Source organism: Ensifer adhaerens (genome assembly GCF_013283195.1).
GTDB classification, from domain to species: domain Bacteria; phylum Pseudomonadota; class Alphaproteobacteria; order Rhizobiales; family Rhizobiaceae; genus Ensifer; species Ensifer adhaerens_G.
The window spans coordinates 133772-157796 of sequence record NZ_JABEKT010000004.1; the positions used below are offsets into that span (position 1 = coordinate 133772).

The 24025-nt window shown below is 62.6% G+C and carries 20 protein-coding genes; 10 read left to right on the plus strand and 10 right to left on the minus strand.

Going from position 1 to position 24025, the window contains the following annotated elements:
- Window positions 1-4: 4 nt before the first annotated feature.
- Window positions 5-1789 carry a glyoxylate carboligase gene (gene gcl / locus LPJGGPFB_RS27165; RefSeq protein ID WP_173423051.1) on the minus strand — a complete coding sequence of 595 codons (1785 nt, stop codon included), beginning with the start codon at window positions 1787-1789 and terminating at the stop codon, window positions 5-7.
- Window positions 1790-1961: 172 nt separating this feature from the next.
- Here gcl and LPJGGPFB_RS27170 point away from each other — a divergent pair, with 172 nt between their 5' ends.
- Entirely contained in the window at window positions 1962-2783 is an 822-nt protein-coding gene (locus LPJGGPFB_RS27170) for an IclR family transcriptional regulator (protein ID WP_173423052.1), read from the plus strand.
- Between the two features lie 327 nt (window positions 2784-3110).
- Here the strand turns inward: LPJGGPFB_RS27170 and guaD are convergent, their stop codons facing one another.
- Window positions 3111-4466 (minus strand): guanine deaminase, encoded by a 1356-nt coding sequence (gene guaD, locus LPJGGPFB_RS27175; protein WP_173423053.1) that lies wholly within the window; start codon window positions 4464-4466, stop codon window positions 3111-3113.
- A complete protein-coding gene (locus tag LPJGGPFB_RS27180; protein ID WP_173423054.1) occupies window positions 4463-5701 on the minus strand; it encodes a urate hydroxylase PuuD in 1239 nt (412 codons plus the stop codon). Before LPJGGPFB_RS27180 ends, guaD begins: the two co-directional genes overlap by 4 nt.
- 147 nt (window positions 5702-5848) lie before the next feature.
- Here LPJGGPFB_RS27180 and LPJGGPFB_RS27185 point away from each other — a divergent pair, with 147 nt between their 5' ends.
- Complete coding sequence (locus tag LPJGGPFB_RS27185) at window positions 5849-6763, plus strand: LysR family transcriptional regulator (RefSeq protein ID WP_173423055.1); 915 nt, start codon at window positions 5849-5851, stop codon at window positions 6761-6763.
- Between the two features lie 37 nt (window positions 6764-6800).
- Here LPJGGPFB_RS27185 and LPJGGPFB_RS27190 read toward each other — a convergent pair whose 3' ends face one another.
- On the minus strand, window positions 6801-7781 hold the full coding sequence (locus LPJGGPFB_RS27190; RefSeq protein WP_173423056.1) for a quinone oxidoreductase family protein: 981 nt from the start codon (window positions 7779-7781) through the stop codon (window positions 6801-6803).
- Between the two features lie 99 nt (window positions 7782-7880).
- On the opposite strand from LPJGGPFB_RS27190, the gene LPJGGPFB_RS27195 reads away from it, so the two are divergent.
- Window positions 7881-8258 carry a winged helix-turn-helix transcriptional regulator gene (locus tag LPJGGPFB_RS27195; RefSeq protein WP_173423057.1) on the plus strand — a complete coding sequence of 126 codons (378 nt, stop codon included), beginning with the start codon at window positions 7881-7883 and terminating at the stop codon, window positions 8256-8258.
- Window positions 8259-8260: 2 nt separating this feature from the next.
- Here the strand turns inward: LPJGGPFB_RS27195 and xdhC are convergent, their stop codons facing one another.
- Genes xdhC through uraH form a run of 4 tightly spaced genes read right to left on the minus strand, consistent with a single transcriptional unit; the run spans window position 8261 to window position 13353 of the window.
- On the minus strand, window positions 8261-9124 hold the full coding sequence (gene xdhC / locus LPJGGPFB_RS27200; RefSeq protein WP_234903102.1) for a xanthine dehydrogenase accessory protein XdhC: 864 nt from the start codon (window positions 9122-9124) through the stop codon (window positions 8261-8263).
- Between the two features lie 5 nt (window positions 9125-9129).
- Window positions 9130-11481, minus strand: a complete 2352-nt coding sequence (xdhB, locus tag LPJGGPFB_RS27205) for a xanthine dehydrogenase molybdopterin binding subunit (protein WP_173423059.1) — start codon at window positions 11479-11481, stop codon at window positions 9130-9132.
- 12 nt (window positions 11482-11493) lie between these two features.
- Complete coding sequence (xdhA, locus tag LPJGGPFB_RS27210) at window positions 11494-12975, minus strand: xanthine dehydrogenase small subunit (RefSeq protein ID WP_173423060.1); 1482 nt, start codon at window positions 12973-12975, stop codon at window positions 11494-11496.
- 6 nt (window positions 12976-12981) lie between these two features.
- On the minus strand, window positions 12982-13353 hold the full coding sequence (uraH, locus tag LPJGGPFB_RS27215; protein ID WP_173423061.1) for a hydroxyisourate hydrolase: 372 nt from the start codon (window positions 13351-13353) through the stop codon (window positions 12982-12984).
- A 171-nt stretch (window positions 13354-13524) separates the two neighbouring features.
- On the opposite strand from uraH, the gene puuE reads away from it, so the two are divergent.
- Genes puuE through LPJGGPFB_RS27230 form a run of 3 tightly spaced genes read left to right on the plus strand, consistent with a single transcriptional unit; the run spans window position 13525 to window position 16486 of the window.
- Window positions 13525-14940: an allantoinase PuuE gene (gene puuE / locus LPJGGPFB_RS27220; RefSeq protein WP_173423062.1), complete on the plus strand. Its 1416-nt coding sequence runs from the start codon at window positions 13525-13527 to the stop codon at window positions 14938-14940.
- An 8-nt stretch (window positions 14941-14948) separates the two neighbouring features.
- Window positions 14949-15971, plus strand: coding sequence for an allantoicase (alc, locus tag LPJGGPFB_RS27225; protein ID WP_173423063.1), 1023 nt, complete (start codon window positions 14949-14951; stop codon window positions 15969-15971).
- A 29-nt stretch (window positions 15972-16000) separates the two neighbouring features.
- Window positions 16001-16486, plus strand: coding sequence for an ureidoglycolate lyase (locus LPJGGPFB_RS27230; RefSeq protein WP_034799348.1), 486 nt, complete (start codon window positions 16001-16003; stop codon window positions 16484-16486).
- An 84-nt stretch (window positions 16487-16570) separates the two neighbouring features.
- Here the strand turns inward: LPJGGPFB_RS27230 and LPJGGPFB_RS27235 are convergent, their stop codons facing one another.
- Window positions 16571-17419: a helix-turn-helix transcriptional regulator gene (locus LPJGGPFB_RS27235; protein ID WP_173423064.1), complete on the minus strand. Its 849-nt coding sequence runs from the start codon at window positions 17417-17419 to the stop codon at window positions 16571-16573.
- A 111-nt stretch (window positions 17420-17530) separates the two neighbouring features.
- On the opposite strand from LPJGGPFB_RS27235, the gene LPJGGPFB_RS27240 reads away from it, so the two are divergent.
- Window positions 17531-18784, plus strand: coding sequence for a cytochrome P450 (locus LPJGGPFB_RS27240; RefSeq protein ID WP_173423065.1), 1254 nt, complete (start codon window positions 17531-17533; stop codon window positions 18782-18784).
- Window positions 18785-18852: 68 nt separating this feature from the next.
- On the plus strand, window positions 18853-19173 hold the full coding sequence (locus LPJGGPFB_RS27245; RefSeq protein ID WP_173423066.1) for a 2Fe-2S iron-sulfur cluster-binding protein: 321 nt from the start codon (window positions 18853-18855) through the stop codon (window positions 19171-19173).
- A 124-nt stretch (window positions 19174-19297) separates the two neighbouring features.
- Here LPJGGPFB_RS27245 and LPJGGPFB_RS27250 read toward each other — a convergent pair whose 3' ends face one another.
- A complete protein-coding gene (locus LPJGGPFB_RS27250; protein ID WP_173423067.1) occupies window positions 19298-20590 on the minus strand; it encodes an NCS2 family permease in 1293 nt (430 codons plus the stop codon).
- A gap of 433 nt (window positions 20591-21023) precedes the next feature.
- Here LPJGGPFB_RS27250 and LPJGGPFB_RS27255 point away from each other — a divergent pair, with 433 nt between their 5' ends.
- Both LPJGGPFB_RS27255 and LPJGGPFB_RS27260 read left to right on the plus strand, forming a co-directional pair.
- A complete protein-coding gene (locus LPJGGPFB_RS27255) occupies window positions 21024-21221 on the plus strand; it encodes a heavy-metal-associated domain-containing protein (RefSeq protein ID WP_173423068.1) in 198 nt (65 codons plus the stop codon).
- Between the two features lie 198 nt (window positions 21222-21419).
- Window positions 21420-23942: a heavy metal translocating P-type ATPase gene (locus LPJGGPFB_RS27260; protein ID WP_173423069.1), complete on the plus strand. Its 2523-nt coding sequence runs from the start codon at window positions 21420-21422 to the stop codon at window positions 23940-23942.
- Window positions 23943-24025 lie beyond the last annotated feature (83 nt).

The following is a 24025-nucleotide window of genomic DNA, read 5'->3' on the forward strand; positions in this document are numbered from 1 at the left end:
TTTTTTAATCGAGCAGCGCTGCGATCGCGGTCGGCACGTCCTCGCCGCGGATCGCCAGTTCCTCGAATTCGACGATCGCATTGATGTCGACGCCCATGGAGATGTTGGTGACGCGCTCGAGGATGAATTCGATGACGACGGGAACCTGATGCTCGTCCATCAATGCGCGCGCACGGGCGAACGCCTCCTGGAACTCGTTGGGACTGCGCACCCGGATCGCCTTGCAGCCGAGCCCTTCGGCGACCGCGACATGGTCGACGCCATAGCCCTTCTCTGCGTCGCCAGAGGCGTTGATGTTGTCGAAGGCGAGGCTGACCTCGAAGTCCATGTTGAAGCCGCGCTGGGCCTGGCGGATGAGGCCGAGATAGGAATTGTTCACGACAACATGCAGGTAGGGCAGCTTGTGCTGGGCGCCGACCGCCAGTTCCTCGATCATGAACTGGAAGTCATAGTCCCCGGAAAGCGCAACGATCGTCCGGTCCGGATCGGCGGCACGCACGCCGAGCGCTGCCGGCAATGTCCAGCCGAGCGGACCGGCCTGGCCGCAATTGATCCAGTTGCGCGGCTTGTAGACGTGCAGGAACTGGGCGCCGGCGATCTGGCTGAGGCCGATCGTCGAGACATAGCAGGTATCGCGGCCGAAGGCCTTGTTCATCTCTTCGTAGACGCGCTGGGGCTTCAGCGGCGTCTGGTCGAAATGGGTCTTGCGCAGCAGTGTCCGCTTGCGTTCGCGGCATTCTTCCGCCCAGCCCGACCAGTCGCGCAGCTTGCCGGCCGTCTTCCACTCGGTTGCGACGTCAAGGAACAGCTTCAGCGCGGCACCCGCATCGGAGACGACGCCGAAATCCGGCGCGAAGACGCGGCCGATCTGGGTCGGCTCGATATCGACGTGGACGAACTTGCGACCCTCCGTATAGGTCGGAACGTTGCCGGTGTGGCGGTTCGCCCAGCGATTGCCGACGCCGAGCACGAAGTCGGAGGCGAGCATGCTGGCGTTGCCGTAGCGATGCGACGTCTGCAGGCCGCACATGCCGGCCATCAGCGGATGGTCGTCAGGGATCGTACCCCAGCCCATCAGCGTCGGGATAACCGGAATGCCGGTGATTTCGGCGAATTCGGTCAACAGGTCCGAGGCGTCGGCGTTGATGATGCCACCACCGGCGACGATCAGGGGCCGTTCGGCCTCGTTCAGCATCGCGATCACCTTCTCGGCCTGAGCACGCGTCGCCTTGGGCTTGTAGGGCTCGAGCGGTTCATATGTTTCGGGATCGAACTCAATCTCGGCGAGCTGAACATCGACGGGCAGGTCGATCAGGACCGGGCCCGGCCGGCCGGAACGCATCAGATGGAACGCCTTCTGGAAGACGAAGGGTACCAGCGCCGGCTCCATCACGGTCACGGCCCATTTGGTGACGGGTGCGGCGATCTTGGCGATATCGACCGCCTGGAAATCTTCCTTGTCGAGACGCGCGCGCGGCGCCTGGCCGGTGATGCAGAGGATCGGGATCGAGTCAGCGGAGGCCGAGTAGAGGCCGGTGATCATGTCGGTGCCGGCAGGGCCCGATGTGCCGATGCAGACGCCGATATTTCCGTGCCTGGCGCGGGTATAGCCTTCAGCCATATGCGAGGCGCCCTCGACATGGCGGGCAAGGATATGGCGGACCGAGCCGCGCGCCCTCAGGGCGGAGTAAAACGGATTGATCGCCGCACCGGGTACGCCGAAGGCACAATCGATGCCCTCTTTTTCGAGAACGTAAACAGCCGCGTCAACGGCGCGCATCTTAGCCATGGGAACTCCTCCTGTTTGATGAGACGATAACCCATAACGATCGATACTCAACATCTAAATGGAATTCATTTCCATCATGCGGAAATAAACATCTTCAAGAATTTCGAAACAATCGATCCCGCTCCTGCTAGAGGATGATGGACATGACTCGGGGATCGCTGGAGGACGAAGGATGGATGCGACAGGCAAGGGAAAACGCGGCAGGAAGGCCGGCGAGAACGCAGCGCCCGGCTCCGTACAGGTGCTCGACCGCAGCCTGACGCTGCTGGCGATCGTTGCCGAAAACGACGGCTCGACCCTGACGCACCTGTCCGATGTGACCGGCATGGCACCATCGACAGTGCACCGGCTGCTGACCTCTCTCGCCAACCACGGCATGGTGATGAACGATCCGGACACCGGCGCCTGGACCATCGGCCTGAAGGCATTCGAGATCGGCAACGCCTATCTGCGCTTCCGCAAGCTCGGCACCATCAGTCGTCCGTTCCTGAAGCAGTTGATGGAGGAAAGCGGCGAAACAGCGAACATCGGCATCGAGGAAGGCGGCGATGTCGTCTTCATCTCGCAGGTGGAAAGCCATGCCCCAATGCGGGCGTTCTTTCGCCCCGGCCGGCGCGGGCCGATCCATGCGTCGGGCATCGGCAAGGCGATCCTGTCGACCTGGGCGGACAAGGATGTGGCGCATCTGCTTGCCGGGCGCGAGCTCGCGCATTTCACCGACAAGACCCGCGACAGCCTGCCGGCGCTGCTGCAGGATATCCAGAACATCCGCCAGCGCGGCTGGTCGGTCGACGATGAGGAACATACGCTCGGCATGCGCTGCGTGGCGGCACCGATCTTCAACGAATATGGCGAGACGATAGCCGGCATCTCGATCTCGGGGCCGTCGGTGCGCGTCAACGACGACAGGTTGGCGCTGCTCGGCCCGGTCGTGCGCGAACGCGCCGACGCGCTGACCCGGGCGATGGGCGGCAAGCGGCCGGAAGATCTCTGACGAAGAAAGCCTGCGCTGTAAGGGGAGACGTGGATTGCTGAAAAGCCCAGTCTTAGGAGACTGAGCGTGCGCCAAGTGCTCCATCATTCCTGTACCTGTCACAGGAATCTAGCTAGCCCCAAGTCCTTGGGCTGGAAGGTCCTTTGACCTGACGGACGTCAGGTCGCTGGTTTCCGGCACAAGGCCGGAATGAGGGAGGCGAACGGGCCTCCCTTCAATAGGCGTTTTCAAGGTTTGCGGCCACGTCTACCTCCCCTTATCGAGCTCCACGACGGGGCGCAGATCGCGTTCGTCCCCGTTTTTGGGAAGGCAACGCGATGAAACGGCTCAGACCGTTTCGAGTTTCCGGCTACCGTCGATCTCTGCCGCAACGGCATCGGCACGCGCACGATGTTTCATCGGCTTGCCGGCGACATAGGTCTCGGCCACCGAGCGGTCGTCCCCCATCGTCTGCAGGATGAACAGCTCTTCGGCCAGCGTCTTGGCCACGCGCATGCGCAGTTCCATCGACGGCTTGGCGCGGCTGTCGAGCACGACGATATCGGCGTCGGCGCCGATATGCAGCGAACCGATACGGTCATCGAGATCGAGCGCCCGGGCATTGCCCAGCGTCATCATGTAGAAGGAGTTGAGCGGCGAGAGCCGCTGGCCCTGCAGATGAAGGACCTTGTAGGCCTCGTCCATGGTTTCCAGCATCGAGAAGCTGGTGCCGGCGCCGACATCGGTTGCCACCGACCAGCGGGCGCCGAGCTTATCGAACCGGTCGCGATCGAAGAGGCCTGAGCCCAGGAACAGGTTCGAGGTCGGACAGAACGTGCCGACGGCGCCCGTCTCTGCAAGAACCGAAATCTCGCGGTCACTCAGATAGATGCAGTGCCCAAGCAGCGTCTTGCGCGTCAGCAGATCGTAGCGGGCATAGATGTCAGTATAGTCCTTCGCGTCCGGATAGAGCGAGGTCGCAAACGCGATCTCATCCTTGTTCTCGGAAAGATGGGTCTGGACGTAACACTCGGGATGTTCGGCAACGAGCGCGCGGCTCATCTCCATCTGTTCCGGCGTCGAGGTAATGGCGAAGCGCGGGCTGATGGCGTAGTGCGCACGGCCACGACCATGCCACTTGCCGATCAGGTGCTTGGTTTCGTCATAGCCCAGCTGCGGCGTATCGCGCAGCGCGTCGGGCGCGTTGCGGTCCATCATCACCTTGCCGCCGATCATCAACATGCCGCGCTCTTCGGCGGCGCCGAAGTAGGCGTCGACGCTTTCCGGATGGACCGAGCAATAGGCGACAGCCGTCGTGGTGCCGTTGGAAAGCAACTCATCCATGAACCTCCCGGCGATGAACTGCGCATGCGCTGGCTCACGGAACTTCTGTTCCTCGACGAAGATGTAGGTGTTCAGCCATTCGAGAAGTTGCGCGCCATAGGAGGCGATCGCCTGCGTCTGCGGGAAATGCAGATGCGTATCGATCAGGCCCGGCAGCACGAGGTTCGGCCGGTGATCGGCAACCTTGACCGCAGGACCGGCACGGCGCGAAACGTCTGCATGCTCGCCGATATCGGCAACCTTGCCGGCCCGCACCAGAACGGCGCCGTCTTCGAAATAGCGATAGGAAGCGATATCGTCGATGCCCTCAGGCTTTTCGACGAAGGTCAGCACGCGGCCGCGGATGAGCAAATCGGTCATTGAACCTTACCTCCATTCACAACGGACTCGTACCAGGCGACGAGCAGTTGTCGCTCTTCGTCCGATACGCCCGTAACATTGGCCGGCGGCATGGCATGCGAACGGCCGGCCTGCAGATAGATTTCGCGGGCGTGATTGGCGATCTCGGTATCGGTCTCAAGCGTCACGCCCTTGGGCGGCACGACGATCCCCTCCCAGCCCGGTTCCTTGGCATGGCACATGGAACAGCGGCCGAGCACGGTATCGCGGACCTTCGGAAAGGCTTTGGCGGTCACGAAAGGCTGCTGGGACGCCGACGCCTTTGCCTCCTCGTCGCCGCTGAGGATCTTCGGCACGGTCGACAGCCACATGATGACGATGAAGAGCAGCGCGGTTGCAAGCCACGTCCAGGTCGGGTTGCCCTTGTCGGCGTGGCGAGTGTTGAAATAGTGGCGGATGGTGACGCCCATCAGGAACACCAGCGACGCAATGATCCAGTTGTACTGGGTGCCGAACGCCAGCGGATAGTGGTTCGACAGCATCAGGAACAACACCGGCAGCGTCAGGTAGTTGTTGTGCGTCGAGCGCTGCTTGGCGATGACGCCGTATTTCGCGTCCGGCGTGCGGCCGGCGATGAGGTCGGCAACGACGATCTTCTGGTTCGGGATGATGATGAAGAAGACGTTCGCCGACATGATCGTCGCGGTGAAGGCGCCGAGGTGCAGGAAGGCGGCGCGGCCGGTGAAGAGCTGCGTATACCCCCAGGCCATTCCGACCAGGATGAAATACAGGAGCACCATCAGCTTTGTGTTGTCGCGCCCGGCCGGAGACTTGCAGATCGTGTCATAGGCAAGCCAGCCGAAACCGATCGAGGCCAGCGAAATGGCGATCGCCGTCGTCTTCGACACGTCGAGCACATTCGGGTCGATCAGGTAGAGGTCGGCGCCCGCATAATAGACCATGCACAGCATGCCGAACCCGGAAAGCCAGGTGACGTAGGATTCCCATTTGAACCAGATCAGGTGCTCGGGCATGTTTGCCGGTGCCACCAGATACTTCTGGATATGATAGAAACCGCCGCCGTGAACCTGCCATTCCTCGCCATAGGCGCCGACGGGCAGATCGGGTCTCTTCTTCAGGCCAAGGTCGAGCGCGACGAAATAGAACGACGAACCGATCCACGCGATACCGGTGATGACGTGCAGCCATCTCATGGCAAAGGTCAGCCAATCCCAGGCTATGGCATACTCGTACATGCAATTCTCCCATTTCTCCGTGCGGTATTATGTGTCATTGCTGGAGTTCGGGGGAACGTCGCTCCGTCACCAACACTTTCAAAAAAATCTATATAATCGCGACGGAATGGATGCGTTACATAACGCCCGGAGGAGAGATCGGGAGGCATGTCATATCTGGACAATGTGCGCGTCTTCGTACGCGTCGTAGAACTTGGAACCCTGTCGGCAGCTGGTCGCGACCAGCGCGTAACGCCGGCGGTTGCCAGCAATAGAATCAAAGAGTTGGAGCGCCACATGGGCGTTCGGCTGTTCAACCGGACGACGCGCAAGCTGACGCCAACGGAGCACGGTCGCGTGTTCTACGACGGTGCCGTCAAGATCCTCGAGGCGGTCAACGAGGCGGAAAACGCCATTGCAGACCTCTCGCACAATCCGAAGGGCGCACTGAAGATTACCGCTCCGTTGGGGATAGGTCGAAGGCTGATTGCCTCGGGCATTCCGGAGTTTCACGACAAGTATCCCGATATCGAAGTGCGGCTCCGGCTCTCCGACCACAATGTCGACATCCTGTCGGAAGGCGTGGACGTCGCCTTCAAGCTCGGCATTCTCGAGGATTCGAACCTGCGCATGCGCGGCATCATGAATTGCGAGCGGGTCGTGTGCGGCGCACCCGCCTATTTCGAAAAACGCGGCATGCCGCAGACCCCGGACGAGCTGATCGCCGACAAGCACGACTGTCTGCTTTTGCGCTACCCTGGCTCCAAGGAGTACTTCTGGACGCTGCAGACGCCGGAAGGCGTGAGGAAATTCGAGGTGACGGGACCTTACGATTCAGATGACGGCGACGTGCTGACCCAATGGGCGCTCGACGGACGCGGCATCATCAACAAGCCACTTTTCGAAGTGAAGAGCCACATCAACGCTGGCGAACTGGTGCCGATCCTGGCATCGACGCCGCCGCTCGGCGTGCAACTGGCGGCGATCTATCCGCACAAGCGTTTTCAGGACCCGAAGGTGCGGCTGATGATCGACTATATGGCGGAGCGCTGTCAGCGGCTGATCGGCAAGATGCTGGCCTGACGGCCAGCATCGGTAAAACTGCGCTTGGGTCCAAAGACTAAGGCACGAGCACGATCTTGCCCATCGTGCTTCGCGCTTCCAGGACGCTATGCGCCTCGGCCGCCTGTGCCAGCGGAAACCGGCCACCCACATGAACTTTCAGCCGCCCATCTTCTACCTGACGGAACAGATGACCGAGATCGACCTTCAGGCCGGAAGGGGTGAGCAAAGGCAACAGGGCAAAGCCGCGTAGCGACTGATTGTTCGACAGCATCCGTTCGACATCGCCTGCCGCGAGTTCGAATCGGCCCATCGCGCCAAAGACAAGCTCACCGCCGGGCGAAAGCAAGCAGAGCGCCGATTTGGTGAAGCCACCACCGACGAAGTCGTAGATCGTCTCGACCGAGCCACCCACCAGATGCCGGCTGAGCGTCTCCTGCCAGTCTGTTGTCCGGTAATCGATGGCAACGTCTGCGCCAAGCGAGCGCGCGAACGTTACCTTCTCGCTGCCGCCGGCAAGCGCGATCACCGTCTTGGCGCCCGCCTCCTTTGCAAGCTGAATGAGCAGCGAGCCGACACCGCCGGCGGCCGCCGTCACCAGCACTGTCTTACCTTGGGGTTTGCTTTGCCGAACGAGATGGAGCGCCGTCAACCCCTGGATCATCAGCGCCGTCGCCACCTCGAACGAGACCGCGTCGGGGATCGGGACAAGTGCGCTGGCGTCAATGGAGACATATTCGGCGCAGCCACCGGAGCCGCGCCCAAAGGCGAACATGGGCACGGCCACCCGCGTACCGACCGCCGGTGCTTTCACGCCCTCGCCCAGCGCCTCGACAACACCAGCCACCTCGACACCCGGCACAAGCGGCAAATCCGGCGTGAGGGCATAGCGGTCCTGCCGCATCAGAACTTCGAAGAAATTGAGCCCGATAGCCCTGACGCGCACCAGCGCATCACCGCGCCCGGGCGCCGGCGTTGGCGCGTCGATGGCATGAAGGACTTCAGGGGCCCCGAAGGATCGGTATTCAATGGCTCTCATGGATCTCGACCTGATTTGATTGGCTTCGATCCGTAACTAGCCCTACTCTCCAATGCGGCTCTACACACCCTTTCGTTTCATACTGACCAGTTGGTAACCATGACCGATATCATCAAGAGACTGCCGTCATTGCCATCCGAACGCGCGCTCAAGGTGATCTCGGGACGCTGGAAAGCCGTGATCCTCTATCATCTGTTCGACGGTCCGCGGCGGCTTTCGCAGTTGCGGCGGCTTGTTCCGGCCATCAGCCAGAAAGTCCTGATCCAGCAGCTTCGCGAGATGGAGGAACATGGCCTGGTTCATCGCGAGATCTTTCGCGAAGTGCCGCCTCGGGTGGAATATTCGGCAACGGCGCTGGGACAAAGCCTGGAGCCGGTTCTGCTTGCCCTATGCGAATGGGGGCAGCGTCACGCGCAGGAGCTGGGCGAATTCGATCAGGTCGGCGATTGCATAATCCGGCCGCGCCAAGGCGCCTGATGTCAGGCGCCGACGTGCTTGCCCCGCTTGATCGACCCGACGGCCGGTGTTTCCCAATGTTGGTTGAGTGCCGCAGTCATGATCTCGGCCGCAGCGAGCGCCGCGATGACAGCTGGCCGCTTGTCTTTCACCGCCGTGCCGCCGATCGGGCAGACGAGCCGGTCGAACAGATCCGGCCGGCCAATTTCGCGTGAAAGCCAGCTCTTGAACGTGGAACGCTTGGTCTTCGAGCCGATCATGCCGACATAGGACGCATCGTCTCGCCTGAGCGCCTCGGCCGCGATCAGGAAATCGAGCGCATGGTCGTGGGTGAGAATGACGAAAGCGCTGCCGCGCGGGGCATCGCGGACAACCGCCTCGGGCATCGCCGTCAGGCAGGTCTCGATGCCGTGAATGTTGGCCGCCTCAAGTTCGTCCTCGCGGGTGTCGACGAGGATTGTGCGCACCGGCACGAGCGACAGTGCCATCGCCAAGGCGTCGCCGACATGACCGGCGCCGAAGACGTAGATATGGGGGCGACTGGCGATTTCCAGGTCGCTGCGGTCAATCAGCATGGCGGCTTTCTCCCGATCGATGCGCGTGAAGGCGAGCGCGACACGCCCGCCGCAACACTGGCCGATCTCGGGGCCGAGCGGGATCGTCATGGCGTCGGCGCGATCGCCGCGCTTCAGGGCGCGCCGGCCGTGATCGATCGCCATATATTCGAGCTGGCCGCCGCCGATGGTGCCGAAAAGACCGTCCGGCGCCACCAGCATCCAGGCGTCGGTGTCGCGCGGCGTAGAGCCGGCAGCTCCGGTTACCTCGACCAGCACGCAGTCCGGTTCGCGGCGCAGGAAGTCCCTGATATCCTCTCGGCTCGCAACCATCGCCATCAACCCTTTGCCACAGTCCCTTGCCTTGCGGCGGCCCGCAGCCGCTCGATCGCCATCAGCACCCGCTCCGGTGTTGCCGGCGCGTCGAGGCGCGGAGCGATACGATACTCCGCAACGCTCGCGGCTGCCATCGACAAGGCCTCCAGTACCGAAATGCCCAGCATGAACGGCGGTTCCCCGACGGCCTTCGACCGCCGGATCGTCTCCTCGCGGTTGACGGACCATTCGGCGAGACGAACGTTGAACACGCGCGGGCGATCGGAGGCAAGCGGGATCTTGTAGGTCGACGGTGCATGCGTGCGCAGCCGCCCCTTGGCATCCCACCAGAGTTCTTCGGTCGTCAGCCAGCCCATGCCCTGAACGAAGGCACCCTCCACCTGGCCGAGGTCCAGTGCCGGGTTCAGCGACCGGCCGACGTCATGCAGGATATCGGTGCGATCGACCTGATATTCGCCGGTCAGCGTGTCGACGCTGACCTCTGAGCAGGACGCGCCATAGGCATAGTAGAAGAACGGACGGCCGCGACCCTCAGAGCGGTTCCAGTGGATCTTCGGCGTCTTGTAGAACCCGGCGGCAGACAGCTGGATGCGGGCGCCATAGGCGAGCTTGATGAACTCGCCGAAGGGCAACCGTTCCGCGCCGATGCGCACCGTGTTCGGCTCGAAAGCAACATCGGCTTCCGCAACGTTCCAGCGTTCGGCAGCAAAGCGCACCAGCCGCGCCTTGATCTGCTGCGCCCCATTGGCGGCGGCCATGCCGTTCAAATCCGCGCCTGAGGATGCGGCCGTCGCCGATGTGTTCGGCACCTTCGCAGTCGTCGTCGCCGTCACCTTGATCCGCCCGAGATCGACCTGGAACTCGTCGGCAACCACCTGCGCGATCTTGGTGTAAAGCCCCTGCCCCATCTCGGTGCCACCATGGTTGAGGTGGATCGACCCGTCGGCATAGACGTGCACCAGTGCGCCGGCCTGATTGTACTCGGTCTTGGTGAAGGAGATGCCGAACTTGACCGGCGTCAGCGCAATGCCGCGCTTGACGATATGATTTTCCCGGTTGAAGGCGATCACGGCTTCTCGACGCGCGGCATAATCGGCCGACGTTTCCAGTTCCTCGATGATGCGGCCGATGATGTTGTCTTCGACCTTCTGGTGATAGGGCGTGAGATTACGACCTTCGCCACCATAGAAGTTGAGTTTGCGGATTTCGAGCGGATCCTTGCCGACCGCGTAGGCGACGTCCTCGATCATACGCTCACCGCCGACCATGCCCTGCGGCCCGCCGAAACCGCGAAACGCGGTGTTGGAAACGGTGTTGGTCTTCAACGGCTTCGAGCGCAGGCGCACATTTGGATAGAAGTAGCAATTGTCGGCGTGAAACAGCGCCCGGTCGGTGACCGGACCGGAGAGATCGGCGGAAAAACCGCAGCGCGCCGCAAACACCGCATCGACCGCCTCGATGCGGCCTTCGTCGTCGAAGCCGACCTTGTAGTCGACATGAAAATCGTGGCGCTTGCCGGTCGCCGACATGTCGTCGTCCCGGTCGGGCCTGACCTTGACGGCGCAGCGGTACTTCTTTGCGGCGAGTGCCGCTACGGCTGCAAAGATGTTGGCCTGCGTTTCCTTGCCGCCAAAGCCGCCGCCCATGCGGCGCACATTCACGGTGACGGCGTTCGACGGCACGCCGAGCACGGTTGCCACCATGTGCTGGGTTTCGCTCGGATGCTGGGTCGAGGAATAGACGAGCACCTCGTCGTCTTCGCCGGGAATGGCGAAAGAAATCTGGCCTTCGAGGTAGAAGTGGTCCTGTCCGCCGATGCGCATCTCGCCCTCGACGATGTTTTTCGCCTCGGCAAAACCGGCTTCGATGTCGCCGCGCTCCAGCTTCAGGGGATCGATGACCAACGGATAGTTGGCGGCGGCCGCCTCCAGCACGTCGGTCACATGCGGCAGGTCGCGGTATTCGACCTTGACCTTCACGGCCGCACGCCGTGCCGCCTCGCGCGACGTGGCGATGACGGCGAAGATCGGCTGGCCGTGAAACTCGACCTTGCCAGTCGCAAACACCGGATCGTCGTGTTTATGGGCAGGACTGATGTCGTTCTCACCGGGGATATCGTCGGCCGTCAGGATGCCGATCACGCCTTCACTGGCGCTGACTGCGTCGAAATCGATCGACAGGATATCGGCATGGGCGCGCTGCGACAGGCCGAGATAACCGTGCAGCGTGCCGGCGGGCTCGGGAATGTCGTCGATGTATTCGGCGGTTCCCGACACATGCTTGTGGCCGGATTCGTGCCGCTCGTTTTCGTGGACGCCACCGCGGATGCGGTCGATGGGCTGCATCACATTCATGGGTCTCACCTCCTAGACTGCAACGGCGATGGTGCGGTCGAGCCGGATGTTTCCGGTCGCCTGCGTTTCCAGATAGAAACGGCGAAGCAGGTTCTTCGCCACCAGCTGGCGGTATTCCGCCGAAGCCCGCCAGTCGGTGAGCGGCGTAAAGTCCTCATCGAAGGCGGAGATCGCTTGCTCGACTGTCGCCTCGCTCCAGACCTTGCCCTTGAGCGTAGCCTCGACATGGTCAGCCCGCTTCGGCGTTCCGGCCATGCCGCCAAAGGCGATCACGGCGTCCGTGACATTGCCGGCACCGTCGAACGTCAGACGGAAGGCGCCGCAGACCGCGGTGATATCCTCATCCAGCCGCTTGGTGATCTTGTAGACGGCAAAGCACGTGTCGGCTTCGAGGAAGGGAATATGGACCGCCTCGACGAATTCGCCGGGCTCGCGATCCTGCTTGCCATAGGCGATGAAGAAATCCTGGAGCGCGACCGTGCGACGGCGCGCGCCCTTGCGCAGCGTCACCGAGGCCCCGAGCGCGATCAGTGCCGGCGGCGTGTCGCCGATCGGCGAACCATTGGCGATGTTACCGCCGATGGTGCCCATATTGCGGACCTGCTGCCCGCCGATCCGGTCCCAGAGTTCGCGCAGTTGCGGGAAATGCTCGGTGATAACTGGATAGGCTTCGGCATAGCTGACACCTGCGCCCAGCGTCACACCGTTCTCGTCGACGGTGATGCGGCGAAGCTCTTCGAGATGCGTCAGGTGCACGACCGGCGCGATATCGCGCATGAACTTCGTGACCCAAAGACCGACATCGGTCGAGCCGGCGACGATCGTCGCCTTCGGATTGGCTTCGAGCACATCGGCAAAATCGTCGACGGAGGCCGGCAACATGAACAGCTCGGATCCCTCGCCGATCACCACGCGGCGACCATCCTGAAGGCTGGCGAGTTCACCGGCGATCCGGTCGCGTTCGGCAAACAGCGGATCCTTGCCGAGATCGCCGATCGTCGAGATCGCTTCTGCGGCGCGGATGATCGCGGCGTAGCCGGTGCAGCGACAGAGGTTGCCCTGCAGCGCCTTTTCGATTTCCGTGATCGACGGCTTCGGGTTCTCCATCCAGAGGCCATAGAGCGACATGACGAAGCCGGGCGTGCAGAAACCGCACTGCGAGGCATGCGTCTCAACCATCGCCTGCTGGACGGGATGAAGCGGGCCGCCCGGCGTTGCCAGCGAATCCACCGTCACAACATGACAGCCGTCGAGCGAGCCGACGAAGCGGATGCAGGCATTGACGGATTCATATTTCAGCTGGCCGCCGAGCAGGCGGCCGACCAGCACCGTGCAGGCGCCGCAGTCTCCCTCGGCGCAGCCTTCCTTGGTGCCACGCAGGTTGCGGTCGATGCGCAGGAAATCGAGCAATGTCTGGACCGCCGAAACGTCGGAAAGCTCGACGAGGCGGTGGTTGAGCAGAAAACGGATGGTGTTGCGGATCTGGATGGTCATAACCGGTCAGCTCCCGCGATAGGTGGAGTAGCCGAAGGGCGAGAGCAGCAGCGGCACGTGATAGTGCGCCGCCTGGTTATCGATGCCGAAGCGGATGGGGATGATATCGAGGAACGGATTGGCGCCGCGCGCCGCTTCGGAGCCGAGATAATCGCCGGCGTGAAACTGCAACTCGTAGGTGCCCGTCTGCATCAGCGGTCCGCTCAGAAGCGGCTGGTCGCAGCGTCCGTCGTCATTGGTGCGTACCGAGCGCAGGTGCGTCTGGCGCTCGCCTTCGATGCGATAAAGCTCGATGCGCAGGTCCTTGGCCGGTTTGCCACTGGCCGTATCCAGCACATGGGTCGTCAGACGGCCGTCGTTTCCACCATGAGATTGCATGCGTATCGCTCCTCCCGAAGTCAGCTTTCCAGTTGGCAGTATCGAGGCGAGCCAGGGGATTGAGAAGCGGGCCGTTCATTCGAGACTTTCAAAATTTTCAGGGGGAATGACGTTGGAAAAATCCCGTTAGGAATCAGGCCGCAGAGACAAATGTCTGGAGGACTGCTTCATATGAGATACCCCCGCGATCTTCACGGCCATGGCCCTGATACCACCACCGTCTGGCCCGACGAGGCGCGGATTGCCGTGCAATTCGTGATCAATTACGAGGAAGGCGGCGAGAATTGCGTGCTGCATGGCGATGCCGCATCGGAGGCCTTCCTGTCGGAAATCGTCGGCGCTCAGGCCTGGCCCGGACAGCGCCACTGGAACATGGAATCGATCTACGAATATGGCGCCCGCGCCGGTTTCTGGCGGCTCCACCGGATGTTTACCGAAAAGGGCGTGCCGGCGACGGTCTATGGCGTTGCAACAGCGCTGAAGCGGTCGCCGGCCCAGGTCGCCGCCATGCAGGATGCCGGCTGGGAGATCGCCTCGCACGGCCTCAAATGGATCGAGCACAAGGATTTCAGCCCCGAGCGCGAGCGGGAGGAGATCGCCGAGGCGATCCGGCTGCATACTGTGGTCACCGGCGAACCGCCGCGCGGCTGGTACACCGGCCGCTGTTCCGACAATACGCTCGATCTGGTGACCGAGACCGGCGGCTTCGACTACGTCTCCGACAGCTATGCCGACGACCTGCCCTACTGGCACGAACATGCAGGTCGCCATCAGCTCGTCATTCCCTACACGCTCGACACCAACGACATGCGCTTTGCGACACCGCAGGGGTTCAACAGCGGCGACCAGTTCTTCAGCTATCTCAAGGACAGCTTCGACGTGCTCTATGCGGAAGGTGCCGCGGGCGCGTCGAAGATGCTCAGCATCGGCCTGCACTGCCGCCTCGTCGGCCGGCCGGGTCGCGCCGCAGCACTTGCCCGTTTCATCGATTATGTGAGGGGACACGAGAAAGTCTGGCTCGCCCGGCGCATCGATATCGCCCGCCACTGGGCGAAAACCTACCCGTTCAAGGCCTGGGACGATCGTCCGTCGCGGCTTTCGGAGGCTGAATTTGTCGCTCGCTTCGGCGGCGTCTTCGAACATTCCGAGTGGATCGCCGAACGCGCCTTTGCCGGTGAACTGTCGGCTGCCAACGACACGGCGATCGGGCTTGCAGCGGCGCTGACCGCAGTGTTCCGCGAGGCGACGGCAGACGAGCGTCTTGCCGTGCTCAACGCCCACCCGGATCTCGCCGGCAAACTGGCGCAGGCAAAGCGGCTGACCGAAAGCTCGACCAGCGAGCAGGCGTCCGCCGGCCTCGATGCCTTGACCGATACCGAACGCGCGCGGTTCACCGAACTCAACAGCGCCTATGTCGCAAAGTTCGGCTTTCCGTTCATCATTGCCGTCAGGGGCCGCAGCAAGGATGACATCCTCGCCGCCTTCGAAACCCGCATCGGCAACGATCGCGACAGCGAGCTGGAGACGGCCTGCCGTCAGGTGGAAAGGATCGCGCTTCTGCGCCTCAAAGACATGCTGCCGAGCTGAGCAAAGCCATGGCGATCGAAGCCGTCGACCTGCCTGACTTCGCGCGAAAGGCGATCAATCTCGCCTCCGCCGGCCTTGGCGCCAGGCCGGTCTTTGCGACGGACGAGTTCTTCGCCCCGCTTGAGCGGCTGCTGCAGGATTGTCCCGCAGTCTTCCATCCCGGTGTCTACGACGACCACGGCAAATGGATGGACGGGTGGGAAACCCGGCGCCGGCGCGGCCCTGGCCATGACCACGCAATCGTCGCCCTTGCCGCAAGCGGCCAGATCGCCGGCTTCGACGTGGACACAGCCCACTTCACCGGCAACTACCCCAGTGCCTGCGCCATTGATGCCTGTCTGGCGCCAGGAGGACCTGATGAAACGACAGTGTGGACCGAGCTTTTGTGCACGAGCCCGCTTGGCCCAAGCGCCCACCATTTCTTCCCGGCGCGGGTCGAAGGGGTTTGGAGTCACGTCAGGCTGCGCATCTATCCTGACGGCGGCATTGCCCGGTTACGGGTCTATGGCACGCCCGAACTCGACCTAAGTAGGTTCGGCGACGAGGCCGTCGACCTCGCATCCTCGCTGCTCGGCGGCCGGATTGTCGCCTTTTCGAACGGCCATTACGGCCATCAACGGCTGCTAGCGCCCGGCCCGGCGATCAACATGGGCGACGGCTGGGAGACGCGGCGGCGGCGCGAACCGGGCAACGACTGGATCATCGTACACCTTGCCGCACGGACGTCGATCGAACGCGTTATCGTCGACACCGCACATTTCAAGGGTAACTACCCGGATGCCTGCTCGGTGCAGGCGGCCGACCTCAGCGAGGCGGAGTGTGCCGTCGACGCTGCAGTGACAGCATCGTCGCTCTACTGGAGGGACGTGCTGCCGCGCCAGCAGCTGAGCCCCGACAGCATCCATGACTATGGCGCAGGCATGATCGAAGACATCGGTCTCGCCACTCATGTCCGTCTCAACATCTACCCCGATGGCGGCGTCAGCCGGCTGCGAGTCTTCGGGCGCATTGCAGGTGCCGGCACCCCTTAAACGACCAACATCAGACGGAGGAGCGTCACATGAAGGAGATCGTCATACAGCCGTTGACCCGGGAGGCTTTTGCGCCTTTCGGCGACGTGATCGAAACGGAGAATGCCAACAACTTCCCCATCAACGGGGGCAATGCAACCCGCTACCACGACCTCGCCAAGATCGATACAACAGGCGAAAAGGCCCGGCCCATGATCAGCCTGGTGCGCGGCGTACCCTATCCGCTGCCGCTGAAACTCACCATGGTCGAGCGCCATCCGCTCGGCAGCCAGGCCTTCATCCCCTTGAGCGACAATCCGTTTCTGATCGTCGTCTCCCGGGAAACCGACGAAGGCCCGAGTGAACCGATCGCCTTCAAGACCACCCCGGGCCAGGGCGTCAACATCGCTCGCAATGTTTGGCACGGCATCCTGACGCCGCTTGATGACGTCTCGGATTTCGCGGTGGTCGATCGCGGCGGCGAAGGCGTCAATCTGGAGGAACACTTCTTCAAGGAGCCGTTCCTGATCGTGTGAGTGAATGCATGACCCGGTCGTCCGGTCGGGTTATCGGTGCGCCAGGGCCTCGCTGGCCGCCGAAATCGGGCGAAGACTGCGGCCTCAATAGCCGCCATCCCGCCGGAATTTTGTCGGCGTGTATCCAGTCACGCGGCGGAAATCGCGCGAGAAATGATAGGGATCCGGATAGCCGCAGACGGCGGCCACCGCCGAGACCTTGGCATCGGGTCCAACCAGCAGGCGCTTTGCCTGGTTGATCCGCTCGTGGCGCAGCCAGTCCATCGGCGTCGTTCCAACCATGTCGCGAAAGCGGCGAAAGAGTTGCGACGGGCTCAGCCGCGCAAGCGACGCAAGATCGTCGATCGTCCAGGGCCTGGCGAGATCGTCGCGCATCACTGACAGAACCTGAAGCAAACGGTCTTCACCGGACCTGTCCTCGGCCGGTTCGGCTCCGATCAGCCGTGGCGCGATCATGTCCGCCATCAGCCCCGCGATGGCGGCGCTCGACAAGGCGTCCGTCGCCGGCGAGCGCTCGGCAAGAAATCCGCTCACACTTTCGAACGCCGCCTGCGCGCTCCGCATGTCTCTCGGCACGAACAATGGCGACTGCTGCACGCCAAGAAACTGATAGAGCGCATCAAGCCCGTGTCCCTCGATCCCCATCCAGAGATAACGCCAGCTTTCGCTGTCGGCAGCGCAGCTATGCGCATAGGCCTGAGCCGTATCGAGCCAGGCAACACTGCCGGTTTCGGCCAGGAACCGTTGACCGCGCACCTCGATCAACCCGCATCCGCCGATCGTGTAGACGAAGACATGCTGGTGGAACCGTTTGCGGATCGGCGCCTCGTCATGGCGTGCCGTCCGGCTTCCGGCCACCAGCGCCAGATAGGGAAACGCATCGGCGAATTTTGCCGGTGTGTGGAAATAGATCTCTTCGCTTTCGGGCAGCATGCCATTTTCTGGCATTCGATGCGAGTTTTGTCCATCATCTTGCGACAGGGCACCATTCACAGAGCTACGGCAGTGACGTTATCATGCAGCTTTATGCACGGAGAATTGCCTATGACCGAAGCCGCGCCGAATGGCGACGCCGCGAATTTTACCTTCGCGCCGCTGTCCCCGGATTTTGCTCGCGATCCCTATCCGACCTACCGCGCGCTGCGCGAAAAAGAGGGGTTGCACTATTTCGCGGATTTCGACATCTGGCTCGCCTCGCGCTTCGAGGATGTCTCGGCGATCGTGATGGACAAGCGGATGGTCCGCTCGCTTGAGGATATCGCCACAGCCGAAGAAATCGCCAGCATTCAGCGCGCCGGCAACTGGCACGACATGCCGAACCATTCACGCTTCGTACAGTTCAGCCTTCTCGACAGCGACGGCGCCGTGCACGACCGGCTGCGCCGGCAGGTGTTCAAGCTTTTCACGCCGGCGATGATCGCCAAGCTGCGCGACCAGATCCAGGCCTATGTCAACAGGCTGATCGACAGTCTTGCCGATCGCGGCCAGATCGATTTCGTCGATGATCTCGCGGCCCATGTGCCCGGCCATATCATCGGCCGCCTGCTCGGCGTTCCCGATGAAGACTGTCCCCAGTTGCGCATCTGGTCGGAAAACATCGTCCAGTTTTTCGACGTCGACCGCTCGGATGAACGCAAGCTGATCGCCGAGACCAACACAACAGAGTTCTACGAATACCTGATAACCCTCAAGCACGAACGCGAGCGCAGCCCAAAGGACGATCTCATTTCCGTTCTGATCGAGGCAGAACGCGCCGGAGCGATGAACGCCGACGAGTTCATCTCCACCTGCATGCTGATCCTGATGGCCGGCCACGGCTCGACGATCGACGTGCTCGGGAGTGGCATGCACGCGCTGTTGCGCTTTCCCGAGCAGATGGCCCGGCTGCGCCAGGACCCGGCCCTGATCCAGACTGCCGTGCAAGAGATGTTCCGCTACGAATCGCCACTGCCGTTCTTCCACCGCCACTGCATCGAGGAGGTGGACATCGGCGGACGAAGTTTTGCCCGCGGCACCAAGTTCGGCGTGCTCTATGGCGCTGCCAACCGCGACCCCAAACAATTCGAGAACGCCGATAGCTTCGACATCGGCCGTACCCCCAACAGGCATCTCGCCTTCGGCGGCGGCGTGCACTTCTGTCTCGGCAACCATCTCGCCCGGCTGGATATGGACATCATCTTCAGCACCCTGCTGCGACGCTTTCCAAAGATCGAGCTTGTCGACGAGAACCCGGAATACAAGCGCGGCCTCTCCGTACGCGGCCCGAAGCGGCTGCAGATCGCCATCAAGGCAGCCTGAACGCCGGCCAGCGCGTGTTGCCGCGAAAAGCAATTCGAACGATTTCAGATTTGAGTGGAGACCATTGAATGCCCAGGATCGTCTTTGTGAGTGCCGAGGGGAAGTCGACCGAAGTTGAGGCCGAAATCGGCCAGTCGGTGATGTCGGCGGCCGTTCAAAACGGCATCGACGCCATTGCGGCCGAATGCGGCGGCTCCTGCGCGTGCGGCACATGCCACTGTTACATCGACGCGGGATGGAGCGAAAAGCTGCCCGCGCCCGACTACCAGGAGCAGGACATGATCGAGTGCGTCGTCAATCCGGATGAACGCAGTCGGCTCAGCTGTCAGATCACTGTTTCCGCCGCGCTCGACGGCCTCGTCGTGCATCTGCCGGCCGGGCAATACTGACCGGGGCTAACGCTCCGTCGTATGTAAAAAGACCGGAGCCGCAAGAGGTCTGCGGTCCGGCCAGCCTTCTCGGGGGAAGTTCTGAGATTACGGTACCGGGGCATTGTCTGCCCCGGTTTTTGTCTTATTCGGCGAAGAAGGCAAAGCGCACGATGAAGAGCGCCGCAACCAACTGCGTTGCCGGGTGGATGACGCTCCACTTGCCGGTGAACACCTTGAGCACGACATAGCTCACGAAGCCGAAGGCAAGGCCGTTGGCGATCGAATAGGTGAAGGGCATGGCGAGTGCCGTGAGTGCTGCCGGTGCCGCTTCCGTCAGGTCGTCCCAGTCGACTTCCGTCAGTTCGCGCATCATAAGGCCCGCGACATAGAGCAGGGCCGGAGCCGTCGCGTAGGATGGGACGGCGGCCGCCAGCGGCGAGAAGAACAGCGCCGCCAGGAAGAGCACGCAGACGGTGAGCGCCGTTAGGCCCGTGCGACCGCCAGCCTGGACGCCGGAGGCGCTTTCGACATAGGCCGTGGTGCTGCTGGTACCGATCAGCGAACCGGCAACGATGGCGGTGCTGTCAGCGAGAAGCGCACGGCCGAGACGGCTTGGCTTTCCTTCTTCCACCAGCTTGGCGCGCTTGGCCACCCCGATCAGCGTTCCCGTGGCATCGAAGACTTCGACGAGCACGAAGACGAGGATCACGTGGACCAGACCGCCATGGAGCGCGCCCATGATATCGAGCTGCATGAAGGTCGGTGCGATACTCGGCGGCGCAGAGACGATACCCTTGAATTCGCTGACACCCAGCAGCATCGACAGAATGGTGACGACGAGGATGCCGATCAGGATCGAGCCGCGCACTTTAAGCGAATCGAGCACCGCAATGACGAAGAAGCCGAGGATCGCCAGCAGCGGACCGGTCTGCTTCAGGTCTCCGAGGCCGACCAGCGTTGCCGGATTGTCGACGACGATGCCGGCATTCTTCAGCGCGATGATGCCGAGGAACAGGCCGATACCGGTGGCAATCGCGCTTCTGAGTGAATGCGGGATGCCGGCGATCAGCCAGCTTCGCACCCCGGTTACAGTCAGGATCAGAAAGATCACGCCGGAGATGAACACGGCGCCCAGCGCCTGCTGCCAGGTGAAGCCGAGCGCTGCAACCACGGTAAAGGCGAAGAAGGCGTTGAGGCCCATGCCCGGCGCCATGCCGATCGGCCAGTTGGCGACGAGCGCCATGACGGCCGAGCCGAGTGCGGCGGCAATACAGGTCGCGACGAAGACGGCATCCCTATCCATGCCCGTGGTCGACAGAATGTCGGGATTGACGAAGATGATGTAGGACATCGTCAGGAATGTCGTGACGCCGGCAATCACCTCGGTGCGCACGGACGTCCCATGCTCATTTAACTTGAATAGTCGTTCAAACATATTTCCTCCCTTGGCGGCGTCGCCACGACGCAGCCGAACGACAGAGATCGGGACACAGTCTCCTCCAGTCCCCGACCAGTGCATTTCGATCGTCGCCGAATGATCCGGCGCAACCGCATCACGGACCGCATGCGGCCCATGCCGGGCGGGCGATCGTCCGCCCCCCTTGAGACGACGCGAATGCCCTTGTGCACAGCCTTCGGATTGTGCGTCTTCCCGCGGCCGACCGCTAGCCGTCCATTCCAGGGTTCGGCGATGAAAGACTTTCAAATTTTTCGGAGCAGTTGCGGCCGATATGACGGCCATTTCTCGGCTTTTTGCCGGCGGATTCGGCGGCCGAAGCACGCGGGAAAAATATCTCCGACCGGCCTCTTGACCTTCCAACGATGGGAAGCCCCATCTTTGTCTCACATCGAAAACAAGGAGACAAGCGATGCAGAACTACAAGATCGACAACATGACCTGCGGACACTGTGCCGGCAACGTCCAGAAGGCGATCCTGAGCGTCGATCCGCAGGCATCGGTCAAGGTCGATCTCGGCGCGCGTGAGATCAGCGTGGAGACCGTCGCCGCAGCCGTCTCGATTACGGAAGCGCTGAAGGCGGCAGGCTACGACAGTCGCCAACTCTGAACTGGAAGCTCGACGGTGCCTCCCGGTCACCGGTTGACGCCTCGGCTCCGCGCCGGGGCGTTTGCCGTTTGATGGCAGCGGACCGAAGCAGAAGATCGTGGTGCGCATTATCAGAAGAAATCTTTGACACCGCCCTTGACCTTCCCATCGTTGGAAGCCCCATCTTCCGATAAAAGAACAGGATAAAGGAGCACGATCATGGGATCTGTGACCACCATCGAAGCCAAGAACGCGACGGCAATTCGCGGTGCTGCGCTCACCGCCAGCATACCGGTCGAAGGCATGACTTGCGCATCCTGCGTGGCGCGCGTCGAAAAAGCCATCCGCGCGGTCCCAGGTGTGACATCCGCCTCCGTCAACCTTGCAACGGAACGGGCCGACGTCCGGTTCGATGGTACGACCAAGACCGCCGACATCGTCAAGGCGATCGAAAACAGCGGTTATGGCGCCGCTGAAGAATCGATTGAGCTGGCAATCGAAGGCATGACCTGCGCCTCCTGCGTCGCTCGCATCGAGAAGGCGCTGAAGGCGGTGCCCGGTGTCACGGGGGCCAGTGTCAATCTGGCGACCGAGCGCGCTTCCGTGCGTCTCACAAAGGGCATTGCGACATCAGCCAGTCTCGAACAGGCCGTGCGCGCGGCCGGCTACGACGCCAGGCGCATCACCGGCGACGAGAGCACCGACGACGAAGCAGAAAAGCGCGAGCGCGAAGCGAGGCGCCTCAGCCGATCGCTGCTGATCGCCGCTGCCATGACGCTGCCGATCTTCGTCCTGGAGATGGGGTCGCATTTCATCCCGGCCGTGCACGACTTTGTCATGATCAACATCGGCATGCAGGAGAGCTGGTACCTGCAGTTTGTGCTGACGACGCTCGTCCTTTTCGGTCCGGGCCTGCGCTTCTACCAGAAGGGCATCCCGGCGCTCCTGCGTCTCGCGCCTGACATGAATTCGCTGGTCGCCATCGGCACCGCCGCCGCCTGGGGTTATTCGGTCGTCGCCACCTTCGCATCCGGACTTCTGCCCGAGGGCACGGCCAACGTCTATTATGAGGCCGCAGCCGTCATCGTCACGCTGATCCTGCTCGGCCGGGTGCTGGAAGCCCGCGCCAAGGGCCGCACCTCCGAGGCGATCAAGCATTTGATGGGCCTGCAGGCAAAGACGGCCCGTGTCGTTCGCGACGGCGAGACGATCGAGATCGCGCTTGCCGACGTTCATGCCGGCGACACCGTGCTGGTGCGGCCCGGCGACCGCGTGCCGGTCGACGGTACCGTCGTCGAGGGCAATTCCTATGTCGACGAATCGATGATCACCGGCGAGCCGGTTCCCGTCGAGAAAATCGCCGGTGCCGACGTGGTCGGCGGCACGATCAACAAGACCGGCTCCTTCACCTTCCGCGCCACCAAGGTCGGTGCCGACACGGTGCTGGCGCAGATCATCCGCATGGTCGAACAGGCCCAGGGCGCCAAGCTGCCGATCCAGTCGCTGGTCGACAAGGTGACCGCCTGGTTCGTGCCGGCCGTTATCGCGATTGCAGCCATCACCTTTGCGATCTGGCTGATCTTCGGCCCCGATCCGGCCCTGAGCTTTGCGCTCGTCAATGGCGTGGCGGTGCTGATCATTGCCTGCCCCTGCGCCATGGGCCTTGCGACCCCGACCTCGATCATGGTCGGGACCGGCAGGGCGGCGGAAATGGGCGTCCTGTTCCGCAAGGGCGAAGCGCTGCAGACCCTGCGCAATGCCGAGATCATCGCCGTCGACAAGACCGGCACGCTGACCAAGGGGCGCCCGGAACTGACCGATCTCGACACCGCTCCCGGTTTTGAGCGCGGCGACGTGCTGGCGCTCGTGGCGGCCGTCGAAACCCGGTCCGAGCACCCGATCGCCGAGGCGATCGTCGAGGCCGCCAAGGCCGAAGGCATCGCCATCGCGGCGCCCTCGAATTTCGAAGCCGTGCCCGGCTTCGGCGCCAGCGCCACGGTCAGCGGACGCAGCGTTCATGTCGGCGCCGACCGGCTCATGGCCAAGCTTGATCTCGACGTCTCGGCCTTCGCCGACCAGGCGGCCCGCCTCGGCTCGGAAGGCAAGAGCCCGCTCTATGCCGCAATCGACGGCAGGCTTGCGGCCATCATCGCCGTTGCCGACCCGATCAAGGAAACGACACCGCAGGCGATCCGCATGCTGCACGATCTCGGCCTCAAGGTGGCGATGATCACCGGCGACAACCGTCGCACCGCAGAAGCGATCGCCGCCAAGCTCGGCATCGACGAAGTCATCGCCGAGGTGCTGCCCGACGGCAAGGTTGCCGCCCTGAAGCGGCTGAAAGCCGGCGGCCGTGCCGTCGCCTTCGTCGGTGACGGCATCAACGATGCGCCAGCGCTTGCCGAGGCCGATGTCGGGTTGGCAATCGGTACTGGCACGGATGTCGCGATCGAAAGCGCCGATGTGGTGCTGATGTCCGGAGATCTCCTGGGCGTGCCGAACGCGATCGCCCTGTCGAAGGCAACGATCCGCAACATCAAGGAAAACCTGTTCTGGGCCTTCGCCTACAACGCGGTCCTCATCCCGGTTGCTGCGGGCGCTCTCTACCCCGCCTATGGCCTGTTGCTGTCACCGATCTTCGCCGCCGGTGCGATGGCGCTGTCGAGCGTCTTCGTGCTCGGCAATGCGCTTCGCCTGAGGAGTTTCCGCGGCGTCGTCGTGCAAACGCCCGCGACGCGATAACAGCACACCTCTCCCCGGCGGCTTGCCCACATGGTGCCTGCCGGGGAGAGTTCCTATATTCGATACGAATACAAGCGCTCCGC

Excerpts from the sequence above, each read along its gene's own strand:
- gcl (WP_173423051.1), bottom strand. The coding sequence starts at position 1,789 with ATGGCTAAGATGCGCGCCGTTGACGCGGCTGTTTACGTTCTCGAAAAA.
- LPJGGPFB_RS27170 (WP_173423052.1), top strand. The coding sequence starts at position 1,962 with ATGGATGCGACAGGCAAGGGAAAACGCGGCAGGAAGGCCGGCGAGAAC.
- guaD (WP_173423053.1), bottom strand. The coding sequence starts at position 4,466 with ATGACCGATTTGCTCATCCGCGGCCGCGTGCTGACCTTCGTCGAAAAG.
- LPJGGPFB_RS27180 (WP_173423054.1), bottom strand. The coding sequence starts at position 5,701 with ATGTACGAGTATGCCATAGCCTGGGATTGGCTGACCTTTGCCATGAGA.
- LPJGGPFB_RS27185 (WP_173423055.1), top strand. The coding sequence starts at position 5,849 with ATGTCATATCTGGACAATGTGCGCGTCTTCGTACGCGTCGTAGAACTT.
- LPJGGPFB_RS27190 (WP_173423056.1), bottom strand. The coding sequence starts at position 7,781 with ATGAGAGCCATTGAATACCGATCCTTCGGGGCCCCTGAAGTCCTTCAT.
- LPJGGPFB_RS27195 (WP_173423057.1), top strand. The coding sequence starts at position 7,881 with ATGACCGATATCATCAAGAGACTGCCGTCATTGCCATCCGAACGCGCG.
- xdhC (WP_234903102.1), bottom strand. The coding sequence starts at position 9,124 with ATGGTTGCGAGCCGAGAGGATATCAGGGACTTCCTGCGCCGCGAACCG.
- xdhB (WP_173423059.1), bottom strand. The coding sequence starts at position 11,481 with ATGAATGTGATGCAGCCCATCGACCGCATCCGCGGTGGCGTCCACGAA.
- xdhA (WP_173423060.1), bottom strand. The coding sequence starts at position 12,975 with ATGACCATCCAGATCCGCAACACCATCCGTTTTCTGCTCAACCACCGC.
- uraH (WP_173423061.1), bottom strand. The coding sequence starts at position 13,353 with ATGCAATCTCATGGTGGAAACGACGGCCGTCTGACGACCCATGTGCTG.
- puuE (WP_173423062.1), top strand. The coding sequence starts at position 13,525 with ATGAGATACCCCCGCGATCTTCACGGCCATGGCCCTGATACCACCACC.
- alc (WP_173423063.1), top strand. The coding sequence starts at position 14,949 with ATGGCGATCGAAGCCGTCGACCTGCCTGACTTCGCGCGAAAGGCGATC.
- LPJGGPFB_RS27230 (WP_034799348.1), top strand. The coding sequence starts at position 16,001 with ATGAAGGAGATCGTCATACAGCCGTTGACCCGGGAGGCTTTTGCGCCT.
- LPJGGPFB_RS27235 (WP_173423064.1), bottom strand. The coding sequence starts at position 17,419 with ATGCTGCCCGAAAGCGAAGAGATCTATTTCCACACACCGGCAAAATTC.
- LPJGGPFB_RS27240 (WP_173423065.1), top strand. The coding sequence starts at position 17,531 with ATGACCGAAGCCGCGCCGAATGGCGACGCCGCGAATTTTACCTTCGCG.
- LPJGGPFB_RS27245 (WP_173423066.1), top strand. The coding sequence starts at position 18,853 with ATGCCCAGGATCGTCTTTGTGAGTGCCGAGGGGAAGTCGACCGAAGTT.
- LPJGGPFB_RS27250 (WP_173423067.1), bottom strand. The coding sequence starts at position 20,590 with ATGTTTGAACGACTATTCAAGTTAAATGAGCATGGGACGTCCGTGCGC.
- LPJGGPFB_RS27255 (WP_173423068.1), top strand. The coding sequence starts at position 21,024 with ATGCAGAACTACAAGATCGACAACATGACCTGCGGACACTGTGCCGGC.
- LPJGGPFB_RS27260 (WP_173423069.1), top strand. The coding sequence starts at position 21,420 with ATGGGATCTGTGACCACCATCGAAGCCAAGAACGCGACGGCAATTCGC.